At 73.9% G+C, this 24,185-nt stretch carries 20 protein-coding genes; 9 read left to right on the forward strand and 11 right to left on the reverse strand.

Going from position 1 to position 24,185, the window contains the following annotated elements:
- Nucleotides 1-167: 167 nt before the first annotated feature.
- The 3 genes from pruA to ACZ55U_RS31195 all read right to left on the reverse strand — a co-directional run bounded on the left by pruA (nucleotide 168) and on the right by ACZ55U_RS31195 (nucleotide 3,276).
- Complete coding sequence (gene pruA, locus ACZ55U_RS31185; protein ID WP_465531494.1) at nucleotides 168-1,793, reverse strand: L-glutamate gamma-semialdehyde dehydrogenase; 1,626 nt, start codon at nucleotides 1,791-1,793, stop codon at nucleotides 168-170.
- Between the two features lie 162 nt (nucleotides 1,794-1,955).
- Entirely contained in the window at nucleotides 1,956-2,612 is a 657-nt protein-coding gene (locus ACZ55U_RS31190; protein ID WP_465531451.1) for an HAD family hydrolase, read from the reverse strand.
- Nucleotides 2,613-2,766: 154 nt separating this feature from the next.
- Complete coding sequence (locus ACZ55U_RS31195) at nucleotides 2,767-3,276, reverse strand: DUF6912 family protein (protein WP_465531453.1); 510 nt, start codon at nucleotides 3,274-3,276, stop codon at nucleotides 2,767-2,769.
- Nucleotides 3,277-3,678: 402 nt separating this feature from the next.
- Between ACZ55U_RS31195 and ACZ55U_RS31200 the strand changes: the two genes are divergently transcribed.
- Complete coding sequence (locus ACZ55U_RS31200; RefSeq protein ID WP_465531455.1) at nucleotides 3,679-4,149, forward strand: Rv3235 family protein; 471 nt, start codon at nucleotides 3,679-3,681, stop codon at nucleotides 4,147-4,149.
- 149 nt (nucleotides 4,150-4,298) lie between these two features.
- Here ACZ55U_RS31200 and secA read toward each other — a convergent pair whose 3' ends face one another.
- Entirely contained in the window at nucleotides 4,299-7,061 is a 2,763-nt protein-coding gene (secA, locus tag ACZ55U_RS31205) for a preprotein translocase subunit SecA (RefSeq protein ID WP_465531457.1), read from the reverse strand.
- A gap of 242 nt (nucleotides 7,062-7,303) precedes the next feature.
- Here secA and ACZ55U_RS31210 point away from each other — a divergent pair, with 242 nt between their 5' ends.
- Both ACZ55U_RS31210 and ACZ55U_RS31215 read left to right on the forward strand, forming a co-directional pair.
- Complete coding sequence (locus ACZ55U_RS31210; protein WP_465531459.1) at nucleotides 7,304-7,867, forward strand: GNAT family N-acetyltransferase; 564 nt, start codon at nucleotides 7,304-7,306, stop codon at nucleotides 7,865-7,867.
- A 58-nt stretch (nucleotides 7,868-7,925) separates the two neighbouring features.
- A complete protein-coding gene (locus tag ACZ55U_RS31215) occupies nucleotides 7,926-9,161 on the forward strand; it encodes a winged helix-turn-helix domain-containing protein (RefSeq protein WP_465531461.1) in 1,236 nt (411 codons plus the stop codon).
- A gap of 22 nt (nucleotides 9,162-9,183) precedes the next feature.
- Here ACZ55U_RS31215 and ACZ55U_RS31220 read toward each other — a convergent pair whose 3' ends face one another.
- Together ACZ55U_RS31220 and hpf are read right to left on the reverse strand one after the other, a co-directional pair.
- Nucleotides 9,184-9,936: a response regulator gene (locus ACZ55U_RS31220; RefSeq protein ID WP_465531463.1), complete on the reverse strand. Its 753-nt coding sequence runs from the start codon at nucleotides 9,934-9,936 to the stop codon at nucleotides 9,184-9,186.
- Between the two features lie 203 nt (nucleotides 9,937-10,139).
- Nucleotides 10,140-10,832 carry a ribosome hibernation-promoting factor, HPF/YfiA family gene (hpf, locus tag ACZ55U_RS31225; RefSeq protein ID WP_465531465.1) on the reverse strand — a complete coding sequence of 231 codons (693 nt, stop codon included), beginning with the start codon at nucleotides 10,830-10,832 and terminating at the stop codon, nucleotides 10,140-10,142.
- A gap of 366 nt (nucleotides 10,833-11,198) precedes the next feature.
- Between hpf and ACZ55U_RS31230 the strand changes: the two genes are divergently transcribed.
- Nucleotides 11,199-11,927, forward strand: coding sequence for a ComF family protein (locus tag ACZ55U_RS31230; RefSeq protein ID WP_465531467.1), 729 nt, complete (start codon nucleotides 11,199-11,201; stop codon nucleotides 11,925-11,927).
- A gap of 114 nt (nucleotides 11,928-12,041) precedes the next feature.
- On the opposite strand, the gene ACZ55U_RS31235 is transcribed toward ACZ55U_RS31230, so the two are convergent.
- The 3 genes from ACZ55U_RS31235 to mtrA are packed head-to-tail and all read right to left on the reverse strand — an operon-like array spanning nucleotide 12,042 to nucleotide 16,666.
- Nucleotides 12,042-13,907, reverse strand: coding sequence for an LpqB family beta-propeller domain-containing protein (locus ACZ55U_RS31235; RefSeq protein WP_465531469.1), 1,866 nt, complete (start codon nucleotides 13,905-13,907; stop codon nucleotides 12,042-12,044).
- Entirely contained in the window at nucleotides 13,882-15,987 is a 2,106-nt protein-coding gene (gene mtrB, locus ACZ55U_RS31240; protein WP_465531471.1) for an MtrAB system histidine kinase MtrB, read from the reverse strand. Before mtrB ends, ACZ55U_RS31235 begins: the two co-directional genes overlap by 26 nt.
- A gap of 1 nt (nucleotide 15,988) precedes the next feature.
- Nucleotides 15,989-16,666, reverse strand: a complete 678-nt coding sequence (mtrA, locus tag ACZ55U_RS31245; RefSeq protein WP_030247322.1) for an MtrAB system response regulator MtrA — start codon at nucleotides 16,664-16,666, stop codon at nucleotides 15,989-15,991.
- A 287-nt stretch (nucleotides 16,667-16,953) separates the two neighbouring features.
- Between mtrA and ACZ55U_RS31250 the strand changes: the two genes are divergently transcribed.
- The 5 genes from ACZ55U_RS31250 to ACZ55U_RS31270 are packed head-to-tail and all read left to right on the forward strand — an operon-like array spanning nucleotide 16,954 to nucleotide 22,387.
- On the forward strand, nucleotides 16,954-18,129 hold the full coding sequence (locus tag ACZ55U_RS31250; RefSeq protein WP_465531473.1) for a DUF7847 domain-containing protein: 1,176 nt from the start codon (nucleotides 16,954-16,956) through the stop codon (nucleotides 18,127-18,129).
- A 5-nt stretch (nucleotides 18,130-18,134) separates the two neighbouring features.
- Nucleotides 18,135-18,824, forward strand: a complete 690-nt coding sequence (locus ACZ55U_RS31255) for a DUF4129 domain-containing protein (protein WP_465531475.1) — start codon at nucleotides 18,135-18,137, stop codon at nucleotides 18,822-18,824.
- Complete coding sequence (locus ACZ55U_RS31260; RefSeq protein ID WP_465531477.1) at nucleotides 18,821-20,029, forward strand: DUF4350 domain-containing protein; 1,209 nt, start codon at nucleotides 18,821-18,823, stop codon at nucleotides 20,027-20,029. Before ACZ55U_RS31255 ends, ACZ55U_RS31260 begins: the two co-directional genes overlap by 4 nt.
- Nucleotides 20,026-21,036 carry an AAA family ATPase gene (locus tag ACZ55U_RS31265; RefSeq protein ID WP_465531479.1) on the forward strand — a complete coding sequence of 337 codons (1,011 nt, stop codon included), beginning with the start codon at nucleotides 20,026-20,028 and terminating at the stop codon, nucleotides 21,034-21,036. The genes ACZ55U_RS31260 and ACZ55U_RS31265 overlap by 4 nt, the downstream gene beginning before the upstream one ends.
- A gap of 40 nt (nucleotides 21,037-21,076) precedes the next feature.
- Nucleotides 21,077-22,387 carry a DUF58 domain-containing protein gene (locus ACZ55U_RS31270; protein WP_465531481.1) on the forward strand — a complete coding sequence of 437 codons (1,311 nt, stop codon included), beginning with the start codon at nucleotides 21,077-21,079 and terminating at the stop codon, nucleotides 22,385-22,387.
- A 12-nt stretch (nucleotides 22,388-22,399) separates the two neighbouring features.
- Here the strand turns inward: ACZ55U_RS31270 and ACZ55U_RS31275 are convergent, their stop codons facing one another.
- The gene (locus ACZ55U_RS31275) at nucleotides 22,400-23,557 is read right to left on the reverse strand and encodes an RNA polymerase sigma factor (protein ID WP_465531483.1); all 1,158 of its coding nucleotides are present in this window, start codon (nucleotides 23,555-23,557) and stop codon (nucleotides 22,400-22,402) included.
- A gap of 8 nt (nucleotides 23,558-23,565) precedes the next feature.
- Nucleotides 23,566-23,973, reverse strand: coding sequence for a YciI family protein (locus ACZ55U_RS31280; protein ID WP_465531485.1), 408 nt, complete (start codon nucleotides 23,971-23,973; stop codon nucleotides 23,566-23,568).
- Nucleotides 23,974-24,185 lie beyond the last annotated feature (212 nt).

Raw genomic sequence — 24,185 nt, forward strand, 5'->3', positions numbered from 1 at the left:
ATGTCCTCCCAGCGGGTAGGACGACACGTTCGCCCTGCAAGCCACCCGACGACGCCAGCCAGCCTAACCGGATCAATCGAAGGTGGACAGGGACAGCGAGGCGCAAAGTCGTAGCAAGTCAGGTCCGTCCTGGACAGCATGTCCAATCCGGAGCCCGATGTTCACTCTCAGCCCAGATGCGGGTATCCGTGGTGGGTCGGAGGGACGAAGGTTTCCTTGATCGACCGGGCCGAGGTCCAGCGCAGCAGGTTCTGGGCGGCGCCCGCCTTGTCGTTGGTTCCGGAGGCCCGGCCGCCGCCGAAGGGCTGCTGGCCGACGACGGCTCCGGTGGGCTTGTCGTTGATGTAGAAGTTCCCGGCGGTGAAGCGCAGCGCCTCGACGGCCTGGGCGATGGCGTAACGATCCTGCGCGATCACCGAGCCGGTCAGGCCGTACGGGGCGCCCTCGTCGACCCGGCGCAGCACGTCGTCCCAGCGGGAGTCCTCGTAGACGTGGACGGCGAGGATCGGGCCGAAGTACTCGGTCCGGAAGATCTCGCCCCGGTGGTCGGAGGAGACCAGGACGGTCGGCCGGACGAACCATCCGATCGCGTCGTCGTACTGCCCGCCGGCCGCCAGTTCGATCGTCGAGTCCGCCTTCGCGCGGTCGATGGCGTCCCGGTTCTTCTCGAAGGCGCGCCGGTCGATCAGGGCGCCCATGAAGTTGGACAGGTCGGTCACGTCGCCCACCGCGAGCGCGTCCACCTGGGACACGAAGTCGTCCTTGATCTTCAGCCAGAGGCTGCGCGGCAGGTAGGCGCGGGAGAGCGCCGAGCACTTCTGGCCCTGGTACTCGAAGGCGCCGCGGATCAGCGCGGTCCGCAGGATCTCCGGGTCGGCCGAGCGGTGGGCCAGCAGGAAGTCCTTGCCGCCGGTCTCGCCGACGATCCTCGGGTAGGTGCGGTAGGTGCCGATGTTGGCGCCGATGGTCTGCCACAGGGACTGGAAGGTCGCGGTCGAACCGGTGAAGTGCAGCCCGGCGAGCGCCGGGTCGGCCAGTACGACCGGGGAGACCTGGAGGCCGTCGCCGGTCACCAGGTTGATCACCCCGGGCGGCAGCCCGGCCGCCTCCAGCAGCCGCATCAGGTGGTACGCGGCCAGGGTCTGGGTGGGCGCGGGCTTCCAGACCACGGTGTTGCCCATCAGCGCGGGGGCGGTCGGCAGGTTGCCGGCGATCGCGGTGAAGTTGAACGGGGTGACCGCGTAGACGAAACCTTCCAGCGGGCGGTGGTCGGTGCGGTTCCACACGCCGGGTGAGGAGATCGGCTGGTCGGCCAGGATCTGCCGGGCGAACCTGACGTTGAACCGCCAGAAGTCGATCAGCTCGCAGGCGGAGTCGATCTCGGCCTGCTGCACGGTCTTGGACTGGCCGAGCATGGTGGCCGCGTTGAGCGTCTCCCGCCACGGGCCGGACAGCAGGTCGGCGGCGCGCAGGAAGACCGCCGCGCGGTCGTCGAAGGAGAGCGAGCGCCACTGCCGCCCGGCGGCCAGCGCCGCGTCCACCGCCGCCCTGGCGTCCTCCCGGGTCGCGTTGCCGAGCACGCCGAGCTTGGCGGCGTGGTGGTGCGGCTGGACGACCTCGATCCGCTCGCCACCACCGAAGCGCTGCTCACCGCCGATGGTCATCGGCAGCGGGACCTGCTCGGCCGCCAGCTCGTCCAGCCGCCGGACCAGCCGCTCCCGCTCCGGGCTGCCGGGGGCGTACGAGCGCACCGGCTCGTTGGCCGGGGTCGGCACCTCGGTGACTGCGTCGATGGGCATGGCGGGCTCCGTCCTGGCGGCTGGTCGGCTGTGCCACCAGCCTGACCAGCCGGGGCGCGATCCGCCCGTTCAGACACGCGGACGGCGGACGTGGCGCCCGCCACGTCCGCCGCCACGGCCGCCCCGGCCGCCCGCCGCCGGGCCGGGCCCGGGGGCTCAGCCGACCAGCCGGCCGGCCAGCTCGACCGCCTCGGCCAGGCTGTCCACCACCGGGACGCCGACCGGCTCCAGCTTCTCCCGGGTGTGCGAACCACCGGTGTAGAGCACCGCGTGGGCGCCCGCGCCCAGGGCCGCCAGGGCGTCGTCCGCCGCGTCGCCGATCAGCACCGTACGGGCCGGGTCGACCTGCTCGCCGAGCGCGGCCAGGTGCCGGGTCAGGTGCTCCGCCTTCTTACCGCCGGACGGGCCGCTGCGGCCGTCCACCCGCAGGAAGTTCCCGGCCAGGCCGAAGGCGTCGACCAGCGGGACCAGCCGGTCGTGGTCGTACATCGACAGCAGCGACTGGCTGTGCCCGGCCGACTGCCAGCCCGCCAGCAGGTCCCGCGCGCCCTCGGTCAGGCCGCAGGCCGGGCTGAGCTCGCGGTAGCGGACGTGGAAGACGTCGTCGAGCTCCAGCCACTCCTGCGGGGAGGGCATCCGCCCGAGCAGCCGCTCGTAGAAGCGGGGGATCGGGATCTCGTACTGCTCGCGGTACTCCTGCAAGGTCATCGGTGCGACACCGATGGTCGCGAACGCGGCGTTGCTCGCCCCGAGCACCGCCTCCATGTCGTGGAAGAGGGTGCCGTTCCAGTCCCAAACGATGTGAGTGCGCACGGGGCCAAACGGTAACCCGGACGGGCGACACGCCGGTAGGACGGAACTCACGCGGGCGGGCCCGGGCGATCGGGGCTCACGAGGGCAGGGCTCGGGCGGGCAGCGCTTGGGCGGGGCAGCGCTCGGGCGGGCATTGGCGTCACGCCAGCAGGTCTCACGCCAGCAGCGAGGGGATCTCCTGGGTCGCGTACCAGAGCAGGTCGTGGTCCTCGGCGCCGTCCACGGTGAACTGGGCGTCCTGGTCGCCGGCGTCGGCCGCGGCCACCGCCGCCACCGCCGCCGCGACGTCCGTGACCACCTCGTCGTCGGCCACGTCGGCGTGCACCGCGGCGGCCTTGGCCAGCCGCACCGGGCCGGCCAGCACCACCCGGCCGAGCGAGGCCTGGTCCTGGTACTCGTCGCCAGGGAAGGGGCGCACCGAGGCGTCGGCCACGTCCAGCGCCACCACGACCCGGCGGCGCGGGGCGTCCGGGTCGCCGGCCAGCAGCCGCAGCGAGGACTGGGCGGCCCGGTTCAGCGCCGCGTACTCCAGCTCCTCCAGGTCGTCGCTGACGTACCACTCGCGCAGCGCGGGCGTCACGGCGTACGCGGCGGACTGCTCCAGGGCGCCGCCCTCGTGCGCCGCCGCCAGGCCGGTCAGGGTGGTGGGCACGTACACGCGCATCGGTGGCACTCTCCGGTTCGTCCAGCGGGGTTCGTCCAGCGGCACAGCTTCTCCAGCGCCCCCCAGAATAAGCGCCGCCGGGGCGCCCGTGATCACCCTCGGTACGGACGGGCCCGCCCACCGCCGGGGCACGCCCGGCGGGCACGGCGTGAAGGGGCGACCGGGCGCCGCCACCCGGTCCGCCCAGCCGGAGCGTCCCCTTTCGGGCCCCGCGGCCCGTTCCCGCCCGTCAACCCGGCGCCGGTGAACGGCCCGCCCGGCCCGTCGCCGCACTGGCCGGTTCCCCCGGATAGGTGAAACCCGGGGCCTGTCCCGGCCGGGCCGGAATCCCGTTGCCGCTCCGCGCGGAACGCCTCCAACCTGGCCCCGTCCGTACCCGCACCACCCGGCCGAGGAGCACCCGTGACCACCCCGTTCGGCGACCACCTGACCACCCGGCTCACCGCCCGTCCGCACCGCCGCCCGCGCGCCACCGGCGGCTGCGACCAGGCCGGGCGCCGACCGCGCCACCCGCGCGCCGCCTGCGCCGCCGCCCCCTCCCCCGGCCCCGACCCCGGCGCGCTGGCCTCGCGGTTCGCCCACCGGCTGGTCGAGGTGCTCACCGGCGCCCGGCCCTCCGGCCAGCTGATGCGGCACACCAGCCTGGACGGCTACGGACAGCTCGCCTCGCTGGTCCGCACGGGAGCGCTGCGCCGCGGCGGCGCCGCCGTCCGGCCCCGGCTCGGCCCGGTGCACGACCGCTCCCCCTCGCCGGACGCCGTCGAGGCCTGCGTGCGGGTCGACCTCGGCCGGCGGCACCACGTGGTGGCCTTCCGGCTGGAGCAGCGCGGCCCGTCCGGACAGTGGCAGTGCACCGCCGTGGAGGCCCGGTGAGCGCCCTGTCCCGCCCCCGGCGGTACCGAACGGCGCAGGGCGCCGTCCCGGTCCGGGAACGGCGCCCTGCGAGGCGTCCTGGGTGTCGTCACGCCCGGTGTCCGGCGCCCCGCCGAGGCGGTGCGTCCCGGCCCGGCGCCGTGACCGGCTCAGGCCTTGCGGCGGCGGCCCTTGGCCGACTTGGCGGCCTTGCGGCGCTCGGCGCGGGTCAGCCCGTCGCCCTCGTCCTCCGGCGCGAGGTCCTCGAAGTCGCCCTCGATGACACCGCCGCCGATCTCGTCCGAGGGGGCCGTGTAGTGCAGCCGCTGCGGCTTCGGGGCCTCCAGGCCCTTGGCCTTGATCTCCGGGCGGGCGGCGTCCTTCTCCAGCTTGTCGAGCGCCACCTGGGCGTCCTCGACCGGGACCTCCTCGACCTGCTGCTCGACCTGGACCTCCAGGTTGAACAGGTAGCCGACGGACTCCTCCTTGATGCCCTCCATCATCGCGGTGAACATGTCGAAGCCCTCCCGCTGGTACTCCACCAGCGGGTCGCGCTGCGCCATGGCCCGCAGGCCGATGCCCTCCTGGAGGTAGTCCATCTCGTAGAGGTGCTCGCGCCAGCGGCGGTCCAGCACCGACAGCACGACCCGGCGCTCCAGCTCACGCATGATCTCCGAGCCGAGCTGGTCCTCCCGGGCGCCGTACTGGGCCTGGATGTCCTCCTGGATGGACTTGATCAGGAACTCGGGGGTCATCCCGGCCTGGCCGCCGGCCTCCTCCTCCAGCTCCTCCAGGTCCAGGGTGATCGGGTAGAGCTGCTTGAGCGCCGACCAGAGCTTGTCCAGGTCCCAGTCGTCCTCGAAGCCCTCACCGGTGGCCGCCCGGACGTACGCCTCGACGGTGTCGTCCATGAAGTGGCCGACCTGCTCCTGGAGGTCCTCGCCCTCCAGCACCCGGCGGCGCTCGCCGTAGATGACCTCGCGCTGGCGGTTGAGCACCTCGTCGTACTTGAGGACGTTCTTGCGGATCTCGAAGTTCTGCTGCTCGACCTGGGTCTGGGCCGAGGCGATGGCGCGGGTGACCATCTTGGACTCGATCGGCACGTCCTCGGGCACGTTCGCCATCGAGAGCACGCGCTCGACCATGCCGGCCTTGAACAGGCGCATCAGGTCGTCGCCCAGCGACAGGTAGAAGCGGGACTCGCCCGGGTCGCCCTGACGGCCGGAGCGGCCGCGCAGCTGGTTGTCGATGCGGCGCGACTCGTGCCGCTCGGTGCCGAGGACGTAGAGGCCACCGGCCTCCTTGACCTCCTCCTGCTCGGCCTTCACCGAGGCCTTGGCCTTCTCCAGCGCGGCCGGGAACGCGGCCTCGTACTCCTCCGGGGTGTCCGTCGGGGTCAGCCCGCGCTGCGCCAGCTCGGCGGCGGCCAGGTGGTCGGCGTTGCCGCCCAGCATGATGTCGGTGCCACGGCCGGCCATGTTGGTGGCGACGGTGACGGCGCCCTTGCGGCCGGCCTGCGCGACGATCTGCGCCTCGCGCTCGTGGTGCTTGGCGTTCAGCACCTCGTGCGGGATGCCGCGCTTGCGCAGCTCCTGCGACAGGTACTCGGACTTCTCGACCGACACGGTGCCGACCAGCACCGGCTGGCCCTTCTCGTGCTTCTCGGCGATGTCCTCGACCACGGCGGCGAACTTGGCCGGCTCCGACTTGTAGATCAGGTCGGGCTGGTCGATGCGCAGCGGCGTCTTGTTGGTCGGGATCGGCACCACGCCGAGCTTGTAGATCTGGTGGAACTCGGCGGCCTCGGTGGTGCCGGTACCGGTCATGCCCGCGAGCTTGTCGTACAGGCGGAAGAAGTTCTGGAGGGTGATGGTGGCCAGGGTCTGGTTCTCGTTCTGGACCTCCACCCCTTCCTTGGCCTCGATCGCCTGGTGCATGCCCTCGTTGTAGCGGCGGCCGGCCAGGATGCGGCCGGTGTGCTCGTCGACGATCATGACCTCGCCGTTCATCACGACGTAGTCCTTGTCCCGCTTGTACAGCTCCTTCGCCTTGATGGCGTTGTTCAGGAAGCCGACCAGCGGGGTGTTCACCGACTCGTAGAGGTTGTCGATGCCCAGGTAGTCCTCGACCCGGGTGACGCCCTCCTCCAGGATGCCGACGGTGCGCTTCTTCTCGTCGACCTCGTAGTCGCGGTCGATCTTCAGGCGCAGCACCAGCTTGGCGAAGTCGGCGTACCACTTGGTCGCCTGGTCCGCCGGGCCGGAGATGATCAGCGGGGTGCGGGCCTCGTCGATCAGGATCGAGTCGACCTCGTCGACGACCGCGAAGTTGTGGCCGCGCTGGACGAGTTCGTCCTTCGACCAGGCCATGTTGTCGCGCAGGTAGTCGAAGCCGAACTCGTTGTTCGTGCCGTACGTGATGTCCATCGCGTACTGGCGCTTGCGCTCGGCGGGCGTCATGCTGCCCAGGATCACGCCGACTTCGAGGCCGAGGAAGCGGTGCACCCGGCCCATCCACTCCGAGTCGCGCTCGGCGAGGTAGTCGTTGACGGTGATCAGGTGGACGCCCTTGCCGGTCAGCGCGTTCAGGTACGCGGGCAGGGTGCCGACGAGGGTCTTGCCCTCACCGGTGCGCATCTCGGCGACGTACCCGAAGTGCAGGGCGGCGCCGCCCATCAGCTGGACGTCGTAGTGGCGCTGGCCGAGCACGCGCTTGGCGGCCTCACGGACGGTGGCGAACGCCTCGGGGAGGAGGTCGTCCAGGGTCTCGCCGTCCGCGAGCCGCTGCTTGTACTCGTCGGTCAGTGCGCGCAGCTCGGCGTCGGTGAGGTTGACGAAGTCCTCTTCGATGGAGTTGACCTGGGCAGCAATCCGCTGCAGCTTGCGAAGGATCTTGCCCTCGCCGGCGCGCAGGATCTTGTCGAAGACGGACACTTGAGCGGGCTCCTTGCCTGTATTGGCACTGGACGACTGCACGGGGGGTCCACCCCACCGCACGGGCCATCGTATGCGAGGAGTCCAATCCCCCGGGAGGTGCGTCAGCACGGTATTCCCGTGTCACCCGCCCGGGCACATGGCCCGATAGCACCGTCCACCGGGACAAAACGGTCGGCGGGCCGTGGAGTTGGGCACCCGGCCGGATGCCCGTCCCCCATCCGCGGCGGAATAATCCGTTCATGGACGAACCCCTCCCCGCCGAGCTGCCCACACTCACCACCGACCGCCTGGTGCTGCGCGCCCCGCGGGAGGAGGACATCGACGCGGTCTTCGCCGCCTGCCAGGACCCGGAGATCCAGCGCTGGACGATCGTCCCCTCGCCCTACCGGCGCGAGGACGCGGAGTACTTCGTGCGCGACCTCGCGCCCGAGGGGCGCCGTACCGGAGCCAACCGGATCTGGTGCGTGTTCGAGCGCGGGTCCGGCGCGTTGGTCGGCTCCCAGGCGCTCGTCCTGCGCCCCCACGACCCGGGCTCCGCCGAGATCGGGTGGTGGGCCACGAAGGAGTTCCGGGGCCGCGGCTACACCACCGAGGCCGCCCGCGCCGTCTCCCACTACGGCCTGCGCGGACTCGGACTGCGCCGCCTGGAGTGGCAGGCGTACGTCGGCAACGAGGGCTCCCGCGCGGTCGCCGAGAAGGCCGGGTACCGCTTCGAGGGCACCTTGCGCTCGTACGCCGAGCAGCGCGGCGTCTTCCACGACGCCTGGGTCGCCTCGCTGCTGGCCGAGGACCTGGCGGGCTGACCCCGGGCCCGGGCACCGCCCGGGGCCGCTGTCGGTGCCCCGGGCTACGCTCCCCGGCATGACCGCCGCTGCCGCCAGTCCCGCCCCCTCCGCGGGCCCCGCCCCCGCTCCCGTCGCCGTCCTCGGCGCGGACGAAGCCCGCCGGATCGTCCTGCGCGCCCAGGGCCTGCTGGGCACGCCGGACCGCCGGGCCGGGGTGCGCGGGGTGCTGCGCCACCTGGGCGCCGTCCAGTTGGACACCATCTCGGTGCTCGCCCGCTCCCACGAGCTGGTGCCCTACGCCCGCCTCGGCGCGGTCGGCCGCCCGGCCGTCGAGGCGGCCTACTGGGGCGGCGGCACCAGCTTCGAGTACTGGTCGCACGCGGCCTGCGTCCTGCCGATCGAGGAGTGGCCGCTCTTCGCCTTCCGGCGCCGCCGCTACCGCGACCGCGGCCACGTCTGGAACCAGCGGGTCGCCCCCGAGACCCACCGCGCCGTGCTCGACCGGCTGCGCGCCGAGGGGCCGTTGACCTCCACCGAGCTGGGCGGCGCCAAGAGGACCTCCGAGTGGTGGGACTGGTCCGACACCAAGATCGCGGTGGAGCGCGCGCTGGCCTTCGGCGACGTGGTCTGCACCGAGCGCCGGAGCTGGAAGCGGGTCTACGCGCTGGCCGAACAGGCCGTCCCGGACGCCCTGTTCGGCCGGGATCCGTCGGACGAGGAGTGCGTGCGCACCCTGGCCGCCCAGAGCGGCGCCGCGCTCGGCGTGGCCACCCGGGCCGATCTGCTGGACTACCACCGACTGCGCCCCGAGCAGTTGGACCCGGTGCTCGCCGACTGCGGGCTCGTCCCGGTCGAGGTGGCCGGCTGGGGCCCGGACGGCGCCCCGGCCCCGGCCTGGGCCGATCCGGCCGCCCTCGCCACCGCCCCGCGCGGGCGCCACCGCACCACCCTGCTCTCGCCGTTCGACTCGCTGATCTGGGACCGCCCCCGCACCGAGCGGATCTTCGGCATGACGCACCGGCTGGAGGCCTACACGCCCAAGCACAAGCGGGTGCACGGCTACTTCGCGATGCCGCTGCTGGCCGGCGGCCGCCTGGTCGGCCGGGTCGACCCGGCCCGCGAGGGCCGCACCCTGGTCGCCCGGCAGGTCTCGCTGGAGGGCGGCCGGGACGGCGGCGCACGGCACGTCGAGGCGCTGGCGGCGGCGCTGCGCGAGGCGGCCGCCTGGGTCGGCTGCGAGGAGGTGCGGGTCGGGACGCTGCACGACGAGCGGCTGCGCCCGGCCCTGGAGAAGCTGCTGGCGAGCGGGTAGGGACGGGCAAGTCCCGCCCGGCTCACCCTATTTCGAGGATCTTCTCCCGCATCGCGTACACCACGGCCTCCATCCTGGAGTGCAGCTGGAGCTTCTCCAGGATGTTGCGCACGTGGTTCTTCACGGTGTTCTCGCTGATGAACAGCTCCTTGGCGATCTCCCGGTTGTTCATCCCGGTCGCCACCAGCTTGAGCACCTCCAACTCCCGGTCGGTGAGCCGGGGTGCGGGCACCAGGTCCCGGTCGTCGGAGCGGCGCTGGATCATCGACTTGAACTCGGTGAGCAGCTTGGACGCCATCGACGGGCTGATCTGCGACTGGCCGTCGGCGACCGCGCGGATCGCGGTGGCGACCTCGTCGGTGGAGATCTCCTTGAGCAGGTAGCCGGTCGCCCCGGCCTTGATCGCCTCGTAGAGGTCGGCCTCCTCGTCGCTTATCGTCAACATGATGATCTTGGTGCTGGGCGCCACGTCCTTGATCGCCGTGCAGGCCTCGATCCCGCTGCGGCGGGGCATCCGGACGTCCATGAGAATGATGTCGGGCAGCAGGTCGGCGGCCTTCAGCACGGCCTCGGCGCCGTCCCCCGCCTCGCCCACGACCTTGATGTCCGGCTCCTCCGCGAGGACGATCTCCAGCCCCCGGCGGAACAGCGCGTGGTCGTCCACCACCAGCACACGGATCGGCTCACCCCGGCGCGGCTCGTACGCGGGCTCCTCCTCCGCCCCCAACGGCAGCCCTGGCCCGACCCCGGGCCCCAGCCCGAAGTGATCCCCCATCCGCTCCTCCCCCTTCGCGGGTCGTCGTGCGCCAATCATTCCACGCTCCGACGCCCCCACGGTCACGCTCCGGTGCCGATTCCCCCGCATCGGGTGACCCCTTCGCCCGGGACACGACGGCGTTCGAACCACCCTGCGCCGAAACGCCGGTGACCCCGGCGGCCACGGCCGCCGGGGTCACCCCTCCATCACCGCTCGGACGGTCAGTCCTCGCCGTCGAACCCGTTGATCGCGCCGCCGGCGCCACCGCCCGGCCCGGCCGAGAGATCGGTCTGCAGGTGGATGACGCCGTAGTCGTAGCCGCGCCGGCGGTAGACCACGCTCGGCAGGCCGCTGTCCTTCTCCACGAAGAGGTAGAAGTCGTGGCCGACCAGCTCCATCTCGTAGAGCGCCTGGTCCAGCGCCATGGGGGCGGCCGGGTGGGTCTTCTCCCGCACCACCAGCGGGCCCTCGCCCTCCACTTCCAGGGATCCGATCTTGGTCTTGGGGACGGCGTTCGTCTCGCCCTCCAGCGCCGTCTCGTCCGGCAGCGCGGCCAGGGCCGCGGTCGCCTCGGCGACGCTGATCGGGGTGCGGCCGTTCGCGCCGCCCTTGTGCACCCGACGCCGGTCCGCGGACTTGCGCAACTGCGCGTCGAGCTTCGCCGAAGCCAGGTCGAGCGCCGCGTACGGGTCCCCCGCGGCGGCTTCGGCCCGGATCACGGGCCCGCGGCTGCGGAGAGTGATCTCCACCCGATCGGAGCGGTCGGCCTGCCGCGGGTTGTGCTCCTTGGACACCTCGACGTCGAGGCTGATGGCCTTGGCGTCGAACTTCTGGACCTTCTCCAGCTTCTCGGCCACGTGCTCGCGGAACCTCTTGGGCACCTCGGTCTTGCGGCCCTTGACGACGATGTCCACGCAGAACTCCGATCCCTCGTGCTGACGCCGATCCGGGTGCTACCGGACCGGGCTGAGACCCAGCTGGACCAGCCCATCCACTGCCGACCCCCCGCCCCCACCGCCAGCGGCGGGAAACGACTGGCCCTCACCTCACTTCCTCCCCACCAGGGACGGTTGAAACCCCCTGGGCCTTATCGAACACCTCACACGGGTTTTTCGCCTCCTCAGGCGATAAGGAGGGTATGACCCGATATTGCGCTCGGGCGGTCAAGCTGGTGACCCCTGTCTACCCCCTCCCGGGTGAAGTATGGGTAAATACCTGGACAACGCCCCCCATACGGCGCACTCTGTGCTGACTCTCCGTGCCTGCCGCCAGGAGCAGCCGTGCCGCCGTCCCCCTCCCCCGCCCGCCCGCCGTCCGTCCGCGGGCCCCTCGGCCACGCGCTGGCCGGGCTGCTGGACGTCCTGCTGCCCGCCGACTGCGCGGGCTGCGGCGGCGAACGCGCCCAGCTCTGCCCGGCCTGCCGGCACGTGCTGGCCACCGCACGGCCCGCCCCCACCCTGCTGCCCTGGACGCACGCCGCCGCGCCGTACACCGGCCAGGTCCGGCAGTTGCTGCTCGCGCACAAGGAGCGGGGCGCGGTGCGGCTGGCCGGGCCGCTCGGCGAGGCCCTCGGCCGGGCGGTGCGCTCCGCCCTGGGGGCACGGGCCGGGGCCGCGCCGCTGCTGCTGGTCCCGATGCCCTCGACGCGCTCGGCCGTCCGCGCCCGCGGGCACGATCCGACGCTGCGGCTGGCCGGCGCGGCCGCCCGCTCGCTGCGCCGGGCCGGCCTGGACGTCCGGACGGCGCCACTGCTGCGGCACGCCCGGCCGGTCGCCGACCAGACCGGGCTGAACGCGGCCGAGCGCCGCCGCAACCTGCACGGCGCGCTCACCGTGCTGCCGCGCGCCCGGACGGGGCGGGCGGGCCTGGCGGGCCGTCACCCGGTGCTGGTGGACGACCTGGTGACCACCGGGGCCAGCCTCGCCGAGGCGGCCCGGGCACTGGCGGACGCCGGGCTGCCGGCCCGGGCGGGCGCCACGGTCGCGGCCACGGTGCGCCCGGCCGGCTGAACCGGCGGCCGAACGGGGCGGCCCCGGCCCGACGGCCCGTCGGGCGGGCGACCCGCCGCCCCTACGACCCGTCGGCCGGACGATCCCTCAGCCGCCCCCTCAGCCCCCCAACCCTCAGCCGGGGTAGAAGAACGAGCGCGGCTTGTCGACCAACTGGGCTTCCCGCCACTGGTTGTTGAGCAGCCGGTAGACCTTGGCGTCCGCCACCGCGAGCACCGGCGGCGCCTGGGTGAGCACGTCCCCGCGGGACTCCGAGGCCGAGACTGTCCGCATGCTCTCGCCGATCCCCAGCTGGGTGTCCGAGCTCTGCGAGCCGTCGGTGCTGATGTAGTGCAGCTGCTGGGTCCGGTCGGCCTCCTTGCCGAGCACCAGCAGTTGGTCGGTCTCCGCCCAGGACACCGAGGCGACGTCGGTGAGGGTGGGGGCCGCCCGGCGCAGCCCGGTGATCTTCGCGGTCGGCGCGTCCCTGGTGCCGCCGTGCACCACCAGCCCGAACATCAGTGAAGTGGTGGCCACGCCCGGGGTCTTGACCACCAGGGCGATCCGGGCGCCGTCCGAGGCGATCTTGAGCGATTCCACGGTCTGCCCGGTCAGCCCCTCGACCGGCACGGTGTACGACTTGTTGCCGCGCACCATCACCACCCGCGGGCTCTGCTTGTTGCGGTCCACCACCCAGAGGTCACCCCGCCCGTCCCAGCTGGGCGAGCCGAAGCCGTCGTCCTTGTCACCGCCCTTGGCCGGCGAGCTGAGCACCGGCTCGCCCATCACGGACCCCTCCGCCAGCGGCACCGAGTAGACCTGGTGGCCGTCCCCGCTGACCGCGGCGGCCACGGTGCCGTCCCTGCTGACCGCGATGGTGCCGAGCGGCGGCGTGCCGTTCGGCTGCGGCTTGCCCAGGGCGCCGTGGACCGGGTCGCCGGTGCGCCCCTCGTCGGTCAGCATCATCAGCACGCCGTTGTCGGCGCGCTGGTAGTACGGCTGGGTCGAGGCCCGCCCGGCCAGCGCGCCGGGGCCGGTGGACGGCTGGTCGCTGCGGCTGGCCGTGCAGGAGCCGTGCCCGCCCTTCAGCTCCAGCCGTTCGACCTGGCCCTTGCCCTGGTCGGCGAGCGTGTAGAAGAGCTGGGTCGCCATCCGGCGGCAGGCCATCGGCTCGCCGACGTCCGCGTTGCCGAGCTGCACGTGGGCGACCCGGCTGTCGTCGATGGTCACCGACTCGACCGTGGCGCCGGCCGGGAACGCCGTCCCGACCACCGGAGCGAGCCAGCTGGAGGGGCCGTGGACGAGCGCCCGGGCGGCCGAGATGAGCGGGTTTATCCGGCGCCGCAGGTAGATCGGGTCGGCGATCAGCACCTCCTGGCCGGTGTTCCCGGAGACCACCGCCGACGGGTCCGGCGCGGCGTAGAAGAACCGTTCGACCTGCCGGAAGCTGTTCCGGAAGTTGGTCTCGTTCATGATCACGCCGGGCGGCAGCTTGTCGATCCGCCACTCGCCGTTCTCCCGGACGAAGGTGAAGTCCGAGGAGACGTTGTTGTTCTGGCCGGCGACCAGCAGGTACGAGTGCTTCTCGTCGACGGTGGCGACCAACTGCCCGCTCACCGCCGCGGAGACCTGGGTGTCCGCGGCGCTGACGTCCTGGCCGGCCGGGATGGTGGTGGCGGAGAGCACCTGGATCCCGGCGTCCGGGTTCCAGGTCGCGGCGGCGCTCTCGGTGAGGTACTTGCGCGCCGTGTCGTAGCCCTCGTCGGCGGTCACCGCGTCCAGGAACCCGGTCAGCAGCTCGGTCGGCTTGGCCCCCCGGCCGGGCGCCACCGGGTAGACCCGGGCCTGGAGGTTCTTGTCGGCCGGGCCCTGGGACAGCTCCACCTTGGTGATGCCGCCCGAGTCGGGCATGGCCGCGCAGCCGCTCGCCACCAGGGCGCCGAGCAGCGCGCCGACCGCCGCCAGGAGCCGCGGCTCAGTCCTGTTGCTCGTCCTTCGCACGCTGCGACCCCTCCGCGTCCGTCGTCCCACCCGTCGCGTCCGGCTCCGCCGTCCGCTGTGCCACCGACGGCCGTCCCGGCGTCGGGTCCACCATCACCTGGGCGCCGGTGGCCCCGTAACCGCCCGCCGTCCACACGTCCGAAGGGTCCGACCGCGGCCCCTCGGGCAATCGGCGCCGGCCCAGTCCGGGGCCGCCGATGTTCAGCACCCCGCCGAGCCCGCTGCCGAGGCCGTTGCCCGCGCCCTCCGGCGTCTCCGCGTGCTCGTCGACGGCGGCCGTCGCCGTCGCGCCGGCCGGGCTGATCGCCCTCCGGTACGGCGTGCCCTGGGCGCCCAGGCCCCGGTTGTTGCGGGAGTCCTCCGGCTCCAGCCGGAACGGGGCCCGGGTGATCTCCCCGCCGCGGGTGCGCGGCAGGGTGAGCCGGAAGTGCGAGCCGCCGCCGGGCTCGCCCCAGGCCTGGAGCCACCCGCCGTGCAGGTGGGCGTCCTCGACCGCGATCGACAGGCCGAGGCCGGTGCCGCCGGTGGTCCGCACCCGGGACGGGTCGGCCCGCCAGAAGCGGTGGAACACCCGGGACGCCTCGCCCGGCTTGAGGCCGATGCCGTAGTCGCGCACGCCGACGGCGACCGCGCCGTCCGCGGAGCCCAGCCGGACCACCACGTCGCGGCCCTCGCCGTGCTCCAGCGCGTTGACCACCAGGTTGCGCAGGATGCGCTCGATCCGGCGGGAGTCCACCTCCGCCAGCACCGGCTCGCCGTCGCCGCGGATCACCACGGCGCTGCCCTTGGCCTCGGCGAGCGGTTCGGCGGCCTCCACCACCCGGCCGACGATCTCGCGCAGGTCGACCGGCTCGGCGTCCAGGATCGCGGCACCGGCGTCGAAGCGGCTGATCTCCAGCAGGTCGGCGAGCAGCGACTCGAAGCGGTCCAGCTGGCCCTGGAGGAGTTCGGCCGAGCGGGCCGCCATCGGGTCCAGGTCCTCGCGGCTGTCGTAGATGAGGTCGGCGGCCATCCGGACCGTGGTCAGCGGGGTGCGCAGCTCGTGCGAGACGTCCGAGACGAAGCGCCGCTGCACCCGGGACAGCTCCTCCAGCTGGCGGATCTGCGTCTGGAGGGCGTTGGCCATCCGGTTGAAGGACTCCCCGAGGCGGGCGATGTCGTCCGTCCCGGTGATCTTCATCCGCTCTTCCAGGTGCCCGTCGGCGAGCCGCTCGGAGATCCCGGCGGCCATCCGGACCGGGGTGACCACCTGGCGCACCACGACCCAGGCGATGCCACCCATCAGGATCACCACGAACACGCCGGCGGTCGCCAGGGTGCCGGTGACCAGGTTGAGGGTGTCGGTCTCCTGGCCGAAGGAGAACACGTAGAACAGCTGGTACGGCGTCCCGGCCGGGCCGGCGAACTGCATGCCGAGGGCCAGCCCGGGCTCGGACTTGACGCTGCTGTCCGGCGAGCGGTGGATCCGGGTCGGCTGCTCGAACATCTGGCCGGGCTCGGCGAGCAGCTTGGCCCGCAGGGTGTCCGGGATGCTGATCGGCTGGATGTCGCCCGAGTAGCGCGGCGCGAAGCCGGCGGTGTCCGGGGCGACGGTGCCGGTGCCGGGGGCCATCGCGATCACCGAATAGACCGTCTGCCCGCTCCCGGCCAGGTCGTTGACCTGCCGCAGCAGCCAGGTGCCGGTCTCGTCGACGGTCGGGTCGCCGGTGCCGCGCAGCTTCTGGTCCCGGGCCTCGTCGATCTTCTTCTGCTCGACCTGGAAGCCGATCCGGGCCTGCGCGCGGGCGGCGTCCGTCTTGGTGCCGAGCAGCCCGTTGCGCACCTGCGCCACCACGACCACGCCCAGCACCAGGACGACCGCGATGGACGCCAGCAGGGAGACCGCGACCACGCGGAGCTGGATCGACCGGCGGTAGAGCGCGGTCACCCGGTGCACGGGGCGGCGCAGCTGACGCCGCACCAGCCCGACCGCGCCGGAAGGGCCGCGGCGGCGGGTGGTCGAGCTCAGCACGTCGCCGCGCACCGCACCCGCCCCGTCGGTCGCGGAACCCGACGGGGTGTCGTCTGCCCGCTCCGTCACGTCAGCTGGGTCCGGCCTTGTAGCCGACGCCGCGGACGGTCACCACGATCTCGGGGCGCTCCGGGTCCTTCTCGATCTTGGAACGCAGGCGCTGCACATGGACGTTGACCAGGCGGGTGTCCGCCGCGTGGCGGTAGCCCCAGACCTGCTCCAGCAGCACCTCGCGGGTGAACACCTGCCAGGGCTTGCGGGCCAGCGCGACCAGCAGGTCGAACTCCAGCGGGGTCAGCGGGATGCCCCGGCCGTCCCGCTTCACCGAGTGGCCGGCCACGTCGATCACCAGGTCGCCGATGGTCAGCTGCTCGGGGGTGGGCTCCTCGGCACGGCGGAGCCGGGCACGCACCCGGGCCACCAGCTCCTTGGGCTTGAACGGCTTGGTGACGTAGTCGTCGGCACCCGACTCCAGGCCCACGACGACGTCGACCGTGTCGGTCTTCGCGGTCAGCATCACGATCGGGATGCCGGACTCCGCCCGGATCTGCCGGCACACGTCGATGCCGTCCCGGCCGGGCAGCATCAGGTCGAGCAGGACCAGGTCGGGCTTGGTCTCCCGGAACGCCGCTAGCGCCCTGTCCCCATCCGCGACGAAAAACGGCTCAAAACCCTCACCACGCAGCACGATGCCGAGCATCTCGGCCAGTGCGGAGTCGTCATCAACGACGAGGACGCGTCCCTTCATGCGTCCATCTTCTCATTACCGGATTGTGACCTGCCGCACAGCAGTACCAATGCTCCAGAACGGCCAACTCACTCGCCGGTGCATTCCGGCCATACCGGGCGATTGTCCCCCGCCGGAGCGCCCGGGGAGCCCTCGCGGACCACCACCCGGCCCACCGCGCACGACCGTTGCCGGTCAGCAACCGGATCGCCGTGGGGCCGGTTTCCGCCCCCATGGCACGATGGGCGCTGCGTGCGGGCGGAAGATCCGTCCGCGGTCGCGCCCGTGACGCCCTCCGAGGAGCAGTGATGACCGACACCCCGGGCTGGGCCTCGCCCAGCTCGTCCGAGCCGCCCCGCGACGACGCCCGGCCCCCGGCCGACGCGCCCGCCGCCGCGCCCGGGCCGTCGGCACCACCGCAGCCCGCCCCCGGCTGGACCGGCCCGGCCGGCGCCCCCCGGTGGGGACAGCCGTGGGGACAGCAGCCGCCCGGCGGCCACCACCCGTACGGCTGGGGCGCCCCGGCGAGCCCCAAGCCCGGCGTCATCCCGCTGCGCCCGCTGAGCTTCGGCGAGCTGCTGGACGGCGGCGTCACCACCGTGCGCCGGCACTGGCGCACCGTGCTCGCGCTGTCCCTCGGCATCGCCGTGCTCGCCCAGGCCTGCAGCATCCTGGTCGACCTGCTGGTCAAGGGCCGGACCGGCGAGGCCACCCCGACCCTGCGGCTGCTGGCCGACGTGCCGTTGCAGCTGCTGCTCGGCGTGATCGTCACCGCCCTGCTCACCGTCGTGGTCAGCCGCGCCGTCCTCGGCCGGTCCACGACCGCCAGGGAGGCCTGGAACGACGCCCGGCCCCGGATGGTCCAGCTGCTCGGGCTGACCGTGCTCACCGCCCTGATCGGCCCCGGCGTGGCACTGCTCGGCTTCGCCCCGCTGCTCGGCTACTCCGCCGGCGGCTCGGGCTCCCCCGCGATCACCGGCCTGCTGGCCCTGGTCGGCCTGCTGGCCATGCCGGTCGCCCTCTGGCTCTACGTGCGCTTCAGCCTCGCCGCCCCCGCCCTGATGCTGGAGAAGCAGGGCGTGCTGACCGCGCTGTCGCGCTCGCGGCGCCTGGTGCGCGGCGCCTGGTGGCGGGTCTTCGGCATCACCCTGCTGAGCCACGTGCTGGCGCTCGTCGCCACCGTCGTCATCGCCGTCCCCTTCCAGATCCTCGGCCTGGCCCTCGGCTTCGAGGACCTCGACGCCCAGGGACTGCCCGACACCGTCGACCAGAGCGCCGCCATGGTGATCCTCCTGGCGGTCGCCGGCATCATCGCCGGCACCTTCACCACCCCGTTCATCGCCGCCGTCGGCGTGCTGGTCTACATCGACCAGCGGATCCGCCGCGAGGCCCTGGACATCGAGCTCGCCCGCGCGGCCGGACTGCCCGAGCACGGCGCCACCGGCTGGGGCGGGCCGGGCGATCCCACCGCGGCGAGGCGCTGAACCGGATGCCTACCTGGGGGGACAGGCTCCTCGTCGCGGGCGGCGCCCCGGTCACCGTCCCACGGGACCCGGCGCGCGACGCCGCCCGTGACGAGCTCCTCGACGCGGAGTACCACAAGCACGACCCGTCCGTCCTGAAGCGGATCGCGGACTGGGTCTACGACCACCTCGCCGACGCGCTCGACAGCATCTCCGGCGACGGCACCACCGGCACCACCGGGCTGATCCTCTTCCTGATCGTCGCGGTGCTGATCGGCGCCGCCCTCTGGTGGCGGCTCGGCGCACCCCGCCGAGCCGCCCGCACCGCCCAGGACGTGTACGGCGACGGCGGACCGCGCAGCGCCGACCAGTACCGGGCGGACGCCGCCGGGCACGCCGCCGCCGGACGCTGGTCCGAGGCCGTCCGCGAGCAGATGCGCGCCCTGGTCCGGAGCCTGGAGGAGCGCACCCTGCTCGACACCCGCCCCGGCCGCACCGCCGACGAGGCCGCCGCCGAGGCCGGACGGGCCCTGCCCGAGCACGCCGCCGCGCTGGCCGCGGCCGCCCGGACCTTCGACGACATCGCCTACGGCGAGCGCACCGCCGACCAGGCCGCGTACCGGCTGCTGCACGAGCTCGACCGGACGCTGGAGCGCACCCGCCCCGTCCTCGCACCCGCCCCGGCCCCGGCGCCGACCCCAGGAGGAGCGGCATGACCGCCCCCGCCCCCGCACCGTCCCCCGCCGCCACCCCGACCAGCCTCACCCCCACCGCCCGGGGCCTGTGGCGCCGGGCCCGCTGGTACCTGGCCGTCCTCGCCGCCCTGCTGATCGGCGCCGCCGCCGTGTCCGCCCTCGGCCAGGACCACCGCTACCCGCCGCTGGACCCGCGCTCGTACGACCGCGACGGCGCCCACGCCGTCGTCGCCCTGCTCGAACGCCAGGGCGTCAAGGCCGGATTCACCTCCGACCCGACCGCCGCCCCGGCCGGCCCGGACACCCTCGTCCTGCCCGAACCCGACCTGCTCAGCCCCGCCCAGCTGCGCGCCGTCGCCGCCGCCCGGCACCGACGGCTGGTGCTGGTCGCCCCCGGCCCGGCCGCGCTCACCGCCCTCGCCCCCGGCATCCGGCCGTCCGACGACACCGGGGGGCTGCCGTACGCCTCCGTCCGCTCCACCCCCGCGGAGTGCACCCTCCCCGAGGCCGTCCGCGCGGGCAGCGCCCAGCAGGGCGGCATGCTCTACACCAGCGGCAGCCGCGGCGAGGGCTGCTACCCGCGCGGCCACGGCTACCCGCTGGTCGGCATCCCGGTCGGCGACGGCGGCCACGACGTCATCGTGCTCGGCAGCGGCGCCTTCCTCAGCAACGGCCGGCTGGCCCAGGACGGCGACGCCGCCCTCGCCCTCGGCCTGCTCGGCTCCCAGCCCCGCCTCACCTGGCACCTGCCCGACTACTCCGTCCCCCTCCCCGAAGGCGCCCGCACCAAGACCTTCGGCGACTACCTCCCGCGCGGCTGGCACTGGGCCGGCTACCAGCTCGCCGTCGCCGCCGTGCTCGCCGCCCTGTGGCGCGGGCGCCGGCTCGGCCCGGTGATCAGCGAGAACCTGCCCGTGGTGGTCCGCGCCGCCGAGACCACCGAGGGCCGCGCCCGGCTGTACCGCCGGGCCAAGGCCCGCGGCCGCGCCGCCGACGCCCTGCGCACCGCCGCCGCCCACCGCCTCGCCCCGGCCCTGGGCGTCCCGCTCCGGGCCGGCGCACCCGACCCCGACGCGCTCTGCGTCGCCGTGGCCGACCGGCTGCCCGAACGGCCCGCCGGGGACGTCCGGGCCCTGCTGTACGGCCCGCCCCCGACCGACGACGCCGCGCTGCTGCGGCTCGCCGACGACCTCGACGCCCTCGAAAGGCAGGTACGGAACCCGTGACCGACCAGGCAACCGCCCAGCTCCGCTCCGTCCCCGGCACGGCACCCGCTACCCCCGCCACCGACCCGCGCGCCGCGCTGACCGCCCTGCGCGCCGAGATCGGCAAGGCCGTGGTCGGCCAGGACGCCGCCGTCACCGGCCTGGTCGTGGCACTGCTCTGCGGCGGCCACGTCCTGCTGGAGGGCGTCCCCGGCGTCGCCAAGACCCTGCTGGTGCGCACCCTGTCCACCGCGCTCAGCCTGGAGACCAAGCGCATCCAGTTCACCCCCGACCTGATGCCCGGCGACGTCACCGGCTCGCTCGTCTACGACGCCCGCACCGCCGAGTTCTCCTTCCAGCCCGGCCCGGTCTTCACCAACCTGCTGCTCGCCGACGAGATCAACCGCACCCCGCCCAAGACCCAGGCCGCCCTGCTGGAGGCCATGGAGGAGGGCCAGGTCACGGTGGACGGCGAACCGCGCGCACTGCCCGCCCCGTTCCTGGTCGCCGCGACCCAGAACCCGGTCGAGTACGAGGGCACCTACCCGCTGCCCGAGGCCCAGCTGGACCGCTTCCTGCTCAAGCTGATCCTGCCGCTGCCCGACCGCGACCAGGAGTTCCAGGTGCTCTCCCGGCACGCCGCCGGCTTCGACCCGCGCGACCTCGGCGCGGCCGGCGTCCGCCCCGTCGCCGGGCCCGAGCACCTGACCGCCGCCCGCGAGCAGATCGCCCGGCTGACCGTCTCCCCCGAGGTCCTCGCCTACATCGTCGACCTCTGCCGGGCCACCCGGAACTCCCCCTCGCTGTCCATCGGCGTCTCCCCGCGCGGTGCCACCGCCCTGCTCGCCGCCTCCCGCGCCTGGGCCTGGCTGGCCGGCCGCGACTACGTCACCCCGGACGACGTCAAGGCGCTCGCCCTGCCCACCCTGCGCCATCGGATCGCGCTGCGCGCCGAGGCCGAGATGGAGGGCGTCACCGCCGACTCCGTCATCCAGGCCGTCCTCGCCCAGACGCCCGCACCCCGCTGACCCCACCGCCCCCGTTCCGTTCCCGAAGGAGCGCAACCGCATGGCCCTCACCGGGCGAACCGCCCTGCTCGCCGCGCTCGGCGCGCTCGTCGTGGGCCTGCTGCTGCCGTCCCCCACCGGGATCGGCCTGGTCACCGGCGCGGTGCTGATCGCCGTCGCGGTCGACCTGGTGCTCGCCGCCCCCGTCCGCACGCTGCGGATCGAACGGGGCGGCGACACCACCGTCCGGCTCGGCGAGAGCGCCACCGTCGAACTGACCGTCACCAACCCGTCCGGCCGGGCACTGCGGGGCCTGCTCCGGGACGCCTGGGCCCCCTCCGCCTGGCGCCCCGGCACCGCCGAGGCCGCCTCCCGGCACACCCTGGCCCTGCCCGGCGGCGAACGGCGCCGGACCACCACCGTGCTCACCCCCACCCGCCGCGGCGACCACCACGCCCACCGGGTGACGGTCCGCTCGCTCGGCCCGCTCGGCCTGGCCGGCCGCCAGGGCTCGCACCTCGTCCCCTGGACGGTCCGCGCGCTGCCCCCGTTCACCAGCCGCAAGCACCTGCCCTCCCGGCTGGCCCGGCTCCGCGAACTCGACGGCCGCACCTCGGTGTTGACCCGCGGCCAGGGTACCGAGTTCGACTCCCTGCGCGAGTACCTGCCCGGCGACGACGTCCGCTCCATCGACTGGCGCGCCAGCGCCCGCCGCAGCACCGTCGCCGTCCGCACCTGGCGCCCCGAACGCGACCGGCACATCCTCGTCGTCCTCGACACCGGCCGCACCTCGGCCGGCCGGGTGGGCGACGCCCCCCGGCTGGACGCCGCCCTGGACGCCGCACTGCTGCTCACCGCCCTCGCCACCCGGGCCGGCGACCGGGTCGACCTGCTCGCCCACGACACCCGCAAGCGCGTCGCGGTGGCCGGCAGCTCGGCCCACGAGGTACTGCCCGCCTTCACCAACGCGATGGCCGGCCTGGAGCCCGCGCTGCACGAGACCGACATGCGCTCGTTGGTCTCCACCGCCCTCAGGATGACCCCGCACCGCTCCCTGATCGTGCTGCTCACCGGCCTGGACGCGGCACCCGCCGAGGACGGCCTGCGTCCGCTGCTGCCGTTGCTCACCAAGCGCCACGAGGTCGTCCTCGCCTCCGTCGCCGACCCCCGGCTGGACGAACTCGCCGCCGGGCGGGGCACCCTGGAAGCGGTCTACGGCGCGGCCGCCGCCGAACAGACCCGCGCCGACCGCCGCGCCACCGCCGAGCGCCTCACCCGGCACGGCGTCACCGTCCTGGACGCCCCGCCGACCCGGATCGCCCCCGCCCTCGCCGACACCTACCTGGCGCTGAAGGCGGCCGGCCGGCTCTGAGCCGGTCTTCGCTCACCCGTGCCGACGCCGCCTCAACTCCTCGTTGAGCCGGGCCGCCTGACGCGTCAGATGGTCGCGCTCCGCGAGGTTGGGGGCCTTCAGCGCCGCCTCCGCGTACAGCCGGGCCGCCGTCGCCGCGTCCCCCGCGCGCTCGTGGAGGTACGCCGCAGCCGCGGTGTACCGGGGCAGCGCGTCGTCCAGCTCCGCGAGCGCCGCCAGCCCGGCGCGCGGACCGTCGGCCTCACCGACCGCCACCGCACGGTTGAGCCGCACCACGGGGCTCCCGGTCAGCCGGACCAGCTCGTCGTACCACTCGACGATCTGCACCCAGTCCGTCTCCTCGGCGGTGGGCGCGTCGGCGTGCAGCGCCGCGATGGCGGCCTGGGCCTGGAACTCGCCCAGCCGGTCGCGCGCCAGGGCGGCCTGGAGAACGGTGACGCCCTCCCGGATCAGTCCGGTGTCCCAGCGCCCGCGGTCCTGCTCGGCGAGCGGTACCAGGCTCCCGTCGGGTCCGGTCCGGCCGGCCCGCCGGGCATGGTGCAGCAGCATCAGGGCCAGCAGACCCGCCACCTCGGGGTGGTCGATCACCGCCGCGAGCTGCCGGGTGAGCCGGATGGCCTCGGCCGCCAGGTCGACGTCCCCGGAGTAGCCCTCGTTGAAGACCAGGTAGAGCACCCGGAGGACGGTGGCGACGTCCCCCGGCTGGTCGAACCTGACGGTCGAGACGGTGCGCTTGGCCCGGCTGATCCGCTGAGCCATCGTCGCCTCGGGCACCAGGTAGGCGCGGGCGATCTGCCGGGTGGTGAGCCCGCCCACAGCCCGCAGCGTGAGGGCGACCGCCGACGAGGGCGTCAACGAGGGGTGGGCACACAGGAAGTAGAGGCGGAGCGTGTCGTCCACGGCGGCCGCGGGCCCCGGCTCGGGCTCCTGGTCGACCAGGTCCTCCCGGCGCCTGCGGGCGGCGTCCGACCTGGTCGCGTCCAGGAACTTCCGCCAGGCCACGGTGACCAGCCAGCCCTTGGGATCGCGCGGCCGCTCGGCGGGCCACAGCCGGACGGCCTCGACCAGCGCCTCCTGGACGGCGTCCTCGGCCGCCGCGAACTCGGCTCCGCGGCGGACGAGGATGCCGAGGACCCTCGGCGTGAGGTTCCTCAGCAGGGCCTCGTCCATGGGGGCGCTCACTCCGTGCAGTTCGGCGGCATGGCCAGGAACGGCCGCAGCTCCAGCCACTCGTGGATGGGCCTCCCGCCGGCGCCGGGGGCGGCGGACAGCTCCGCGGCCAGTTCGAGGGCGCGCTCGTAGCTGTCGACGTCGATCACCATCCAGCCGGCGATCAGGTCCTTGGTCTCCGCGAACGGCCCGTCGGTGACCGGCGGCCGCCCCTCGCCGTCGTAGCGGACCCAGGTGCCCTCGGGCGCCAGCGCCTGGGCGTCCACGAACTCACCGGTCGTCTCCAGCCGGGCCGCGAAGTCCCGCATGTACGTGATGTGCGCCGAGACCTCCTCGGGCGTCCACTGGTCCATGGGCGTGCAGTCGGCCGCAGCCGGGGCGCCTCGGTAGTGCTTCAGCAGCAGGTACTTGGCCATCGTCGTCTCCTCCGGAGCTGGTGCGACCCATTGTGGCCGCGTTCATCCCGGGGACGGTGCTGGGCACGGGTTCTCGACACGGCCGGCCAAGATTTTTTGCACCGGGGACCGGGATGGCCCGGAAACGCGAAGAACCCCCACCCGGAAACCGGATGGGGGTTCATTCACAAGAATTGTTCGGCGGCGTCCTACTCTCCCACAGGGTCCCCCCT

It is taken from the genome of Kitasatospora sp. NPDC034533 (genome assembly GCF_055575155.1).